The sequence below is a fragment of the Brevundimonas denitrificans genome, from assembly GCF_030160755.1.
GTDB lineage: Bacteria > Pseudomonadota > Alphaproteobacteria > Caulobacterales > Caulobacteraceae > Brevundimonas > Brevundimonas denitrificans.
This window is the reverse complement of record NZ_BSOY01000082.1, coordinates 1-9,532: the sequence shown is the minus strand read 5'-3', so window position 1 is coordinate 9,532 and position 9,532 is coordinate 1. Positions and strand designations below refer to the sequence as shown.

At 68.5% G+C, this 9,532-nt stretch carries 10 protein-coding genes; 3 read left to right on the top strand and 7 right to left on the bottom strand.

The window, feature by feature from the left end:
• The first annotated feature begins 77 nt into the window (after positions 1-77).
• Positions 78-962, top strand: coding sequence for a methyltransferase domain-containing protein (locus tag QQJ79_RS13730; protein WP_284223483.1), 885 nt, complete (start codon positions 78-80; stop codon positions 960-962).
• Positions 963-968: 6 nt separating this feature from the next.
• Here QQJ79_RS13730 and QQJ79_RS13725 read toward each other — a convergent pair whose 3' ends face one another.
• The 7 genes from QQJ79_RS13725 to QQJ79_RS13695 are packed head-to-tail and all read right to left on the bottom strand — an operon-like array spanning position 969 to position 4,954.
• Positions 969-1,445: a hypothetical protein gene (locus QQJ79_RS13725; RefSeq protein ID WP_284223482.1), complete on the bottom strand. Its 477-nt coding sequence runs from the start codon at positions 1,443-1,445 to the stop codon at positions 969-971.
• A 10-nt stretch (positions 1,446-1,455) separates the two neighbouring features.
• Positions 1,456-1,638 carry a Flp family type IVb pilin gene (locus QQJ79_RS13720; RefSeq protein ID WP_284223481.1) on the bottom strand — a complete coding sequence of 61 codons (183 nt, stop codon included), beginning with the start codon at positions 1,636-1,638 and terminating at the stop codon, positions 1,456-1,458.
• 20 nt (positions 1,639-1,658) lie between these two features.
• Entirely contained in the window at positions 1,659-2,063 is a 405-nt protein-coding gene (locus QQJ79_RS13715) for a (deoxy)nucleoside triphosphate pyrophosphohydrolase (RefSeq protein WP_284223480.1), read from the bottom strand.
• On the bottom strand, positions 2,060-2,380 hold the full coding sequence (locus QQJ79_RS13710; RefSeq protein ID WP_284223479.1) for a type II toxin-antitoxin system RelE/ParE family toxin: 321 nt from the start codon (positions 2,378-2,380) through the stop codon (positions 2,060-2,062). The genes QQJ79_RS13715 and QQJ79_RS13710 overlap by 4 nt, the downstream gene beginning before the upstream one ends.
• Complete coding sequence (locus QQJ79_RS13705) at positions 2,358-2,570, bottom strand: hypothetical protein (RefSeq protein WP_284223478.1); 213 nt, start codon at positions 2,568-2,570, stop codon at positions 2,358-2,360. The genes QQJ79_RS13710 and QQJ79_RS13705 overlap by 23 nt, the downstream gene beginning before the upstream one ends.
• An 18-nt stretch (positions 2,571-2,588) precedes the next feature.
• Positions 2,589-3,980, bottom strand: coding sequence for a bifunctional glutamate N-acetyltransferase/amino-acid acetyltransferase ArgJ (gene argJ / locus QQJ79_RS13700; protein WP_284223477.1), 1,392 nt, complete (start codon positions 3,978-3,980; stop codon positions 2,589-2,591).
• Positions 3,977-4,954, bottom strand: a complete 978-nt coding sequence (locus QQJ79_RS13695) for a peptidylprolyl isomerase (RefSeq protein ID WP_284223476.1) — start codon at positions 4,952-4,954, stop codon at positions 3,977-3,979. The genes argJ and QQJ79_RS13695 overlap by 4 nt, the downstream gene beginning before the upstream one ends.
• A gap of 242 nt (positions 4,955-5,196) precedes the next feature.
• Between QQJ79_RS13695 and secA the strand changes: the two genes are divergently transcribed.
• Positions 5,197-8,091 (top strand): preprotein translocase subunit SecA, encoded by a 2,895-nt coding sequence (gene secA, locus QQJ79_RS13690; protein WP_284223475.1) that lies wholly within the window; start codon positions 5,197-5,199, stop codon positions 8,089-8,091.
• A 170-nt stretch (positions 8,092-8,261) separates the two neighbouring features.
• Entirely contained in the window at positions 8,262-9,428 is a 1,167-nt protein-coding gene (locus QQJ79_RS13685) for an aminotransferase class V-fold PLP-dependent enzyme (RefSeq protein WP_284223474.1), read from the top strand.
• The last annotated feature ends 104 nt before the right edge of the window (positions 9,429-9,532 follow it).

Below are 9,532 nucleotides of genomic sequence, written 5' to 3'. Positions count from 1 at the left end.
CCAATGCGCGGGCGCCGAGCGCCGCCTGCGGGACGGCCGCTTTCAATCGGTCACGCCAGACCCCATCCTGAAGCCGCATGAGCCCTTCCTCCGATCCTCCCCGCATCTTCGACGTTCAGCGCCGCACGGCAAGACTTGAACGCAGCGAAAGGACGCTGGCCCGCGCCGACTTCCTGCACGCGCGGGCGGCGGAGAATGCGGTCGGCAGTCTGGAGGCGCTGATGCGGACCTGGCCGGAGGCGACCGATCTGTCGGCGCATCCCGGCGCCTTCGCGGCCGCCCTGGCCGGGAGCGCGGCGGCGCAGAGGGTCGGGCCGGTGAAGGCCGTGGGCGACCGGGCCGCGCGGGCGGGTCCCGGCGCGGCGCCCCCCGATCTGGCGAACGGGTCGCAGGACCTGATCGTCTCGCTGATGAGCCTGCACTGGGCCAATGACCTGCCTGGCGCCCTGAGCCAGATCCGGCGGGCGCTGAAGCCGGACGGGCTGTTCCTCGGCACCCTGCTGGGGGCCGGGACGCTGAAGGAGCTGCGCGGTGTCCTGACCGAGGCGGAGCTGGAAGCGCGCGGCGGGGCCCAGGCGCGGGTCTCGCCCTTCGCCGACGGGTTCGACGGCGCCGCCCTGTTGCAGCGGGCCGGTTTCGCCCTGCCGGTGGCCGATGTGGACCGGGTGACGGTGCGCTATCCCGACCTGTTCGCCCTGATCCGCGACCTGCGCGCCATGGGCGAGACCAATGTGCTGGCGGGTGCGGTGCGGCCGCTGACGCGCGGAATCCTCGGTCGGGCGGCGCAGTTCTATGCGGAGCGGCACGCCGACGCCGAGGGCCGCATCCCGGCGACCTTCGAGATCGTGCATCTGGCCGGCTGGGCCCCGCACGAGAGCCAGCAGAAGCCGCTGCCGCGCGGTTCGGCGAAGATGCGGCTGGCCGATGCGCTGGGGGTCAGGGAGCAGACGGGCGAGGGGTGAGCCGCGCTAGCTTCGTAGATGGAGACGCTCGTGCGTGATGTCCGGCGCGCGGTCGCGGAACATGGCCGGATCGGGGTCGCCAACGCCGATCCGGTAGACATGATCCTCAAAGCACGGACCGATCCCCGGCCGAGGGCCGAACCGGCCGTTCCACTGGACGCGAGCGGTGCGGCCTGACTTCAGTGTGAATAGCCAGTCCGGCGAATGGTAGGCCTTCTCCCAGCTCGACCGGAGGCCGCCCGGCCTGTGAAGGCCGATCTCGATCTCCCGGGCGCCCCCGCGCCATTCCAGGGGTCGCCACAAAGCGCCAGGGCGCGGCTCGAGGCGCAGCCGGCTGCACCGGGCAGGCTCTTCCGAATAGTCGAAATCCTGGCCCCAGCCGAACGCTTTTCGCGCCGGCAGGTCCACGTCCTGTGCCCCGGGAAGCGCAATCTGCCCCCCCGAGACGCTCCAGCGGCGCCACTGGTGCTGGACGACGAGCACGACGGGAGGATCAACCGCCCATGGCGGCGCGGAGCATGTCCATGGCGCCGTTAAAGATGCCGCTGCCGGTGGCCCCGAAGGCGTTCAGGGCGCCGAGGATGACGAGGAACATCAGCGACAGGATCAGGCCGTATTCGATGGCCGTGGCGCCGCTGTCGTCGCGCCGGAGGCGGGAGAGGAAGCGTCTCATCATCGGCCCCCTCCTTGCGGCGGCTAGAGCAGGTCGCGCAACCAGGCGACCAGGGGTTCATCGGCCGGAGGCATGGGAAAGTCCGAAAGCTGGTTCGGCCGGACCCATTTCAGCGCCGCGTGCTCGCGGTTCTGCACAACCCCCGACCAGCGTCGGCAGAGGTACAATGGCATCAACAGGTGAAACGAATCGTAAGCGTGGCTCGCAAAAACGAACGGGGCCAGGCAGGCCTCGTTGACGTCGATGTCCAGTTCTTCCTTCAACTCCCGGATCAGGGCCGCCTCAGGCCGCTCGCCGGGATCGACCTTGCCGCCCGGAAACTCCCAAAGGCCGGCCAGCTGCTTGCCCTCGGGCCGCTGGGCGATCAGCACCCGGCCGTCGGCGTCGATCAGGGCCACGGCGACGACGAGGACGGTGGGGAGGGTCATGAACGGCGTCCCGCGAAAAAGGCGGACAGGTCACGACCGCGATAGCTGACCGCAAGGATGTGAACGGCTGTGACGGTCACGACGTATTTGATTGCGGCGCGGCGCCGGACGGTCAGCACCATGACGCGGTCATCGTCCGGGTCCAGACGCCGTCCGATGAACGGAAACCAGCGCAGACCCTCGCAGGACCGTTTGATCTCGAGCAGGAAGCGCTCTGCCGCGACAGGCCGCTCCATGGCGATGAAATCGAAGAGATCATCCAGATCGCGCTGCGCCTCACGCCGGTAGAGCAGATCAAGCGGCGCGCGCGACGGCACGTTTCATTCGCTGTTCGAGCCGCGTCCAGACCTCGTCGTGACTGACGGATTCATCCGGATTGTCGAGCGCGGCCTGGACCTGGACCCGCAACCGCTCCAACGCTTCCGGCGTCAGGCGGCCTTCCGCCAGGGCGTCGAACTCCTGGTCGTTCAGGGCGGTGTCGGGCGACGACGGGTCGGTCAGGGTCATGCCCACATCCTACCCCAGTCAGCTCCGATAGTCGCCGTTGATCTCGACGTAGCGTTTGGTCAGGTCGCAGGTCCAGACAGTGGCGGAGGCGCGGCCCGAGCCGACGTCGACGGTGATGTCGATCTCGGCGTTCTTCATATAGGCGCTCATCTTCGCCTCGTCGTAGTTCGGGGCGGGAGCGCCGTCGATCGCCGCGACATGGGGGCCGAAACGGATGGCGAGGCTGTCGCGGTCGACCGGCTCCTCGGTCTTGCCGACGGCCATGACGACCCGGCCCCAATTGGCGTCCTCGCCGGCCAGGGCGGTCTTGACCAGGGGGCTGTCGGCGATCGACTTGGCCAGTTTTCGTGCTGATGCGGGGCTCGCCGCGCCGTCCACCGTGACCTTGACGAATTTGGTCGCCCCCTCGCCGTCCCGGACCAGCTGGTGCGCGAGATCCAGCATGACCTTGTCCAGCGCCGCCGAGAATTCCTTCAGCCGGCGGTCGCCGACCCGACCGATGCGGGGCGCTCCGCTCGCGCCCGTGGCGAACAGCAGGCAGGTGTCATTGGTCGAGGTGTCGCCGTCGACGGTCACGCTGTTGAAGGTGGTGCGGACGTGCAGGCCCAGCAGGGCGCGCAGCACCGGCGGGGCGATGGCCGCGTCGGTGACGATGAAGCCCAGCATGGTGGCCATGTCGGGCGCGATCATGCCCGACCCCTTGGCGATGCCCGCGATACGGACCTTGCGGCCCTCGATCTCGCACTCGGCGTAGGACCCCTTGGGGAAGGTGTCGGTGGTCATGATGGCGAGACCGGCGCGGGCCCAGCCGTCCGCGTCCAGCCCGGCCTCGATATCGGGCATCCGGGCGACGATCTTGCGGTCGTCCAGCACCACGCCGATCACGCCGGTGGAGGCCAGCATGACGTCGCGCTGGCGGCAGCCGAAGCGTTTGGCGACCTCGGAGGCGGTGCGGCGGGCCGCGTCGGCGCCGGCCTTGCCGGTGAAGGCGTTGGCGCAGCCGGCGTTGACCACCAGGGCCCGCACGTCCTGCCCGCCTTCGGCCGTGTCCAGCTGGCGTTTGCACCAGTCCACCGGCGCGGAGCCGATCTTGTGCCGGGTGAAGACGCCGGCGCAGGTCGTGCCGCGGGCGAAGCTGAACACCACCAGATCGTCGCGCTCGTGCTTGTAGAAGCCCGCGCGGGCCGTGGCGATCTCGACCCCGCCGATCGGCGGAATGGTCGGGAAGGGCACGGCCAGGGGCGAGATTTCGAGCCCCGGCTTGCCCGGCGCGGCAGACGTCAGCGGCTTTGGCGGCGGCGGGGTCGTGGCGCGTTTCAGGGCCGTGGCCAGAGGGTCGAAGGCCTTTTCGATGGCCTGTTCGATCTTCTGGCCGGTCGAGGCGCGGCCGGCCTCGGGCGGACGGCTCATGACGTCTTCTTCGGCGCAGGAGCAGCGGCGACGGGCGGCGGCGACGCCCGCGGGGACGCGGGCGCGGCGGAGGTTCCGGCCGAGGGAGCGGGCGGGCGCGGCGCGGAGGCCGGCTCCTGCGAGCGGGGCGTATCGCCGGGCAGAAGCACCTCGACCTCGGCCTTGCCGCGCAGCTCCTCGAGCAGCTGGCGCACGCCTTCATAGGTCAGGTAGCGCACGATCTGGGGTCGGGCCTGCTCCAGCGTCGGCGGGGTCTCGCGGCGACGGTCCTCGACCCGCAGCACGGCCCAGCCGCCCTCGGTCTGGAACGGGCCGACGGTCGAGCCCGCGGGGCGGTCGCGCAGGGCGTTCTTGTAGGCCTCGGGCATGACGTCGATGGTGCGGTAGCCGAGGTCGCCGCCGGAATAGCGGGTCGCGTCGTCGATAGAGCTTTCGGCGGCCACGGCCTCGAAGGCCGCTCCCTGCGCCAGAATGCCGATCACGGCGTCCGCCTCGGGTTTGGTGCGCGACAGGATCAGGCGGACGCGGATTTCCTCCGACGTCTGCGCCAGGCGCACCTGTTCCTGGTAGATGGTCTCCACCGCGCGGTCGGAGATCGAGCCGTTGACCACGGTCTCGACCAGCATGTCCCCGAGAATTCGCTCCCGGGTCGCCTCAAGCCGGCGCTGGGCGAGGGCGGAGTTGTCGAGGCCGCGGCGCTCGGCCTCGCGGGCCAGAAGTTTCTGGTCGATGACCTCGTCCAGCACGCGGCGGAACAGGTCGGAGGTCACGTCCAGCGGTTCGCCCTCGCCGACCAGCCCTTGAGCCACGGCCTCGCGCTTGACGTCGGAGGCCCAGATGGTCTGGCCCTGAACCTCGGCCACGGACCGGTCGCCGGGCTCGGGGGCGCGGTCGGAGCCGCCGCCCCGGCCGCAGGCCGCGACGGCCAGAAGCACCGCAAAAAGGACGGGGACGAAGGGGCTGGAAGGCCGCATTTGGGCGCGCTCCGTCACGGGGCGGCAAAGCCCCTCGCGTTGACAGGGATAAGGCCGGTGCTTAAGTCCCGCCTGCGCCCAAGTCGAGGGGTTTTCGAACGATCGCGCGGCCCTCGCGCGCGCCTGTGACAGGCGCACCGGGTCGTCATCGCCGAGGCCCCTTCCCCCCGCGCAGTCGTCGCCGCTCCTTCGGGACCTTTCAGTACCAGAGCCCCTGTCGCTCGCCCGCCTTCGGATCATCCATGCTCGGCATCGCCAAGAAGATTTTCGGCTCCTCCAATGACCGCAAGGTCAAGGACTTCATGGGCCGGGTTCAGAAGATCAACGCCCTGGAGGACAAGTTCGCCGCCCTGTCGGACGACGAACTGCGCATGATGACCGACGCCTTCCGCGACCGGATCGCGGGGGGGGAGACCCTGGACAAGGTGCTGAACGAAGCCTTCGCCGTGGCGCGTGAGGCGTCCAAGCGGGTGCTGGGTCAGCGCCAGTATGACGTTCAGCTGGCCGGCGGCATGATCCTGCACGACGGCGGCATCGCCGAAATGCGCACAGGCGAGGGCAAGACCCTGGTCGCCGTGGCGCCCGTGTACCTCAACGCCCTGCTGGGCAAGGGCGTGCACGTCATCACCGTCAACGACTATCTGGCCCGCCGCGACGCCGAATGGATGGGCCGGGTCTATCGCTTCCTCGGCATGGAGGTTGGGGTCATCGTCAACGGCCTGTCCTCGGGCCAGCGTCAGGCGGCCTATGCGGCCGACATCACCTACGGCACCAACAACGAGTTCGGCTTCGACTATCTGCGCGACAACCTGGTCTATGACCGCAAGGAGATGGTGCAGCGTCCGCACCATTTCGCCATCGTCGACGAGGTCGACTCCATCCTGGTCGACGAGGCGCGCACGCCGCTGATCATCTCGGGGCCGACGGAAGACCGGTCGGACCTGTATCTGATCGTCGACGGGATCATCAAGGAACTGATCCAGGACAAGACCACCTTCGACCTCGACGAGAAGCAGCGTCAGGCGCTGCTGACCGAGGAGGGCTCCGAGAAGATTGAACAGATCATGGAAGATCGCGAGCTGTTCGCGCCCGACACCACCGGTCTGTACGACGCCGCCAACATCACCCTGGTGCACCACATCAACCAGGCCCTGCGCGCCAACACCCTGTATCAAAAGGACAAGGACTACATCATCAAGGCCGGCGAGGTCATGCTGATCGATGAGTTCACCGGCCGGATGATGACCGGGCGCCGTCTGTCCGAGGGCCTGCACCAGGCCATCGAAGCCAAGGAAGGCGTCAAGATCCAGCCCGAGAACCAGACCCTGGCATCGGTCACCATCCAGAACTATTTCCGCCTGTACGAGAAGCTGTCGGGCATGACCGGCACGGCCGCGACCGAGGCCCAGGAATTCCTCGACATCTACAAGATGGACGTCCTGGAAGTGCCGACCAACCGGCCGGTCAAGCGGATCGACCACGACGACGAGATCTTCCGCACCACCGCCGAGAAGAACCAGGCCATCGCGGCCCTGATCGCCGAATGCCACGTCAAGGGCCAGCCGATCCTGGTCGGCACGGTGTCGATCGAGAAGTCGGAAACCCTGTCCGAACTGCTGAAGACCTATGAATACGAGGTCACGCTGAAGACGCTGAAGCCCCAGCACGCCCATCTGCTGGAGGCTGTGACCAGCGAGGACGAGAAGGCGCGGCGCGAGGCCAAGAAGGCCTATCAGGCGCTCAAGGACGAGGATTTCGACATCGAGGTCCGCAAAGGCAAGGGCATTCCGCACAGCGTGCTGAACGCCCGCCAGCACGAACAGGAAGCCTATATCGTCGCCGACGCCGGCCTGCCCGGCGTGGTGACCATCGCCACCAACATGGCCGGCCGCGGCACCGACATCCAGCTGGGCGGCAACCTGGAAATGCGCCTGCAGAAATGGCGTCAGGACCTGCGCAACATGGCGCAGGAGATCACGCCCGAGATGGAGGCCGAGGAAGAGGCCCGTCTGAAGGCCGACATCGCCGTGCAGAAGCAGAAGTCGCTGGCCGCCGGCGGTCTGTTCGTCCTGGGCACCGAGCGCCACGAGAGCCGCCGCATCGACAACCAGCTGCGCGGCCGCACGGGCCGCCAGGGCGACCCCGGCACGTCGAAATTCTTCCTGTCCTGCGAGGATGATCTGCTGCGCATCTTCGCCGGCGACCGTCTGGACGCCATCATGCGCAGCTTCGGCGTGGCCGAGGGCGAGGCCATCTCGCACCCCTGGCTCAACCGCGCCGTCGAGACCGCCCAGAAGCGGGTCGAGACCCGCAACTACGACATCCGCAAGAACCTGCTGAAATACGACGACGTCGTGAACGACCAGCGCAAGGCCGTGTTCGAGCAGCGTCAGGAGTTCATGGACTCGACCGACCTGTCCGAACTGGTCGGCGAGTTCCGCAACGACGTCATCTCCGACCTGATCGAAAAACATATGCCGCCCAAGGCCTATGCCGAGCAGTGGGACATCGACGGCCTGGACGAGAAGGTGAAGTCGACCCTCGGCCTGGAGCTGCCGCTGCACGACTGGGCCGCCGAGGAAGGCGTGTCGAACGAGGAGATCGAGGAGCGGGTCATCGCCGCCGCCGACGCCCGCGCCAATGAGCGTCTTGAGCAGATCGGCGCCGAACAGACGCGCGGTCTGGAGAAGCAGTTCCTGCTGCAGATGATCGACATGCAATGGCGCGAGCACCTGGTCCATCTCGACCACCTGCGCGGCGTCATCGGCCTGCGCGGCTACGGCCAGCGTGATCCGCTGAACGAATACAAGACCGAGGCCTTCAACCTGTTCGAGACGCTGCTCTATGAGCTGCGCCATAACGTCACCCGCTGGCTGATGACGGTCGAGTTCCGCTTCGAGGCCCCGCCGGCGATGGACATGCCGGAGTTCCAGGAAATCCACCTGAACCCGGGCACCGGCGAGAACGAGATGTCGAATCCGCTGGCGCAGAATCCGGAAGGCATGGCCACGGGTGACGACCGCGCCCGCCTGCCGGTCGATGTCCTGCCCGTCGGCTGGGAACGCACGCCGCGCAACGCCGACTGCCCCTGCCGCTCGGGCCGGAAGTTCAAGCACTGCCACGGAAGTTTGATTTAGGGCGCTAACGCTCGCCGCGCGGCGGCTCGCTGCTTGAGCGCGCGTCAGGCCGCGTCGGGTCGGGAGGTCCCGAAGGGCCGACGGCCGCGGCCGGGCGTGATGTCGCTGCTTGAGCGCGTGACCGCGCCTCGCTATCGACCGTCGGTGTTCGTTACCGACGGGAAAGACTGATGGCCGCTCACAAGGACCTGTTCTCCCGCGCCCTGTCGCTGGACCCGGAGCGGCTGCATTTCGCGGCGCACAGCCATCACCTGTGGCCGGACGCCAGCTTCGACGGCCAGGTGCGGGCCTGGGTCGAGGCCAATCAGTTCGCCGACCGGAAATGGGACCTGATCTTCGGCGACGTCGTGCCGGAGGCCCAGGCGCACGTCGTCCGCGAGCTGAACCTGCCCAGCGCCGACACGGTGGTGTTCGCGCCCAACACCCATGACCTGCTGCTGCGGATCGTCTCGGGCCTTGAGAACAAGCCGGTGCGCATCCTGTCGACGGACGGCGAATTCCACTCCTTTCGGCGTCAGGCCCAGCGTTGGGAAGAGGCCGGCGAGGCGGTCGTCACCCGCGTGCCCCTGCATCCGTTCGAGACCTTCGACGAGCGGTTCGTCGAGGCGGCGAAAGGCGGCGGCTTTGACCTGGTCCTGATCAGCCAGGTCTTCTTCCGCACCGGACAGACCTTCGGCCGGATCGCCGATCTGGCGGACCTGGCCGATCCGGCGGGGCCCTGGGTGGTCATCGACGGCTATCACGGCTTCATGGCCACGCCGACCGACCTGTCAGCGGTGGCGGACCGGGTCTTCTATCTGGCCGGCGGCTACAAATACGCCATGGCGGGCGAAGGCGTCTGTTTCCTGCATGCGCCGGACGGCTACTGCCCGCGGCCGGTGGTGACGGGCTGGTTCGCCGAGTTCGGCGATCTGTCGGGGCCGCCGGGCGGGGTGCAGTACCGCAGCGACGGCGGCCGCTTCTGGGGCGCGACCTTCGATGTCTCGCCGCTGTACCGGTTCAACGCCGTGCGGCGGATGCTGGACGAGGCGAGCCTGACCACGGCCGATGTCAGCGCCCATGCCCAAAGCCTGATGGCGCGGTTCCAGACGGCCGTCGCCGGCGGCGAGGCCGGTCGGCTGGCGTCAGCGGAACTGATCAATCCCCTGACCGGCGAGGCCCGCCGGGCGCGCTTCCTGGCCTTCCGGCATGACGACGCCCCGACGTGGAAGTCGCGGCTGCTGGATGCGGGCGTGGTCACCGATGTGCGCGACGACGTGATCCGCTTCGGCTTCGGCCTGTATCAGGACGCGGACGACGTCGAACGGCTGATCGTCGCCTGCAAACGCGCGCTCTGAGTCCGCTATCCGGCTAGAAGAAGGTCGTGTCTTCCGCCTGTTTGGCCTCGGGCGCCTTGCGCGGCGCCGGCGGCGTCGCGGGGGCGGGTGCGGGCGCCGGCGCG

Coding starts and splice junctions, on each gene's coding strand:
- QQJ79_RS13720 (WP_284223481.1), bottom strand. CDS start 1,638: ATGATGAGACGCTTCCTCTCCCGCCTCCGGCGCGACGACAGCGGCGCC.
- QQJ79_RS13730 (WP_284223483.1), top strand. CDS start 78: ATGAGCCCTTCCTCCGATCCTCCCCGCATCTTCGACGTTCAGCGCCGC.
- QQJ79_RS13695 (WP_284223476.1), bottom strand. CDS start 4,954: ATGCGGCCTTCCAGCCCCTTCGTCCCCGTCCTTTTTGCGGTGCTTCTG.
- QQJ79_RS13715 (WP_284223480.1), bottom strand. CDS start 2,063: ATGACCCTCCCCACCGTCCTCGTCGTCGCCGTGGCCCTGATCGACGCC.
- QQJ79_RS13685 (WP_284223474.1), top strand. CDS start 8,262: ATGGCCGCTCACAAGGACCTGTTCTCCCGCGCCCTGTCGCTGGACCCG.
- argJ (WP_284223477.1), bottom strand. CDS start 3,980: ATGAGCCGTCCGCCCGAGGCCGGCCGCGCCTCGACCGGCCAGAAGATC.
- secA (WP_284223475.1), top strand. CDS start 5,197: ATGCTCGGCATCGCCAAGAAGATTTTCGGCTCCTCCAATGACCGCAAG.
- QQJ79_RS13705 (WP_284223478.1), bottom strand. CDS start 2,570: ATGACCCTGACCGACCCGTCGTCGCCCGACACCGCCCTGAACGACCAG.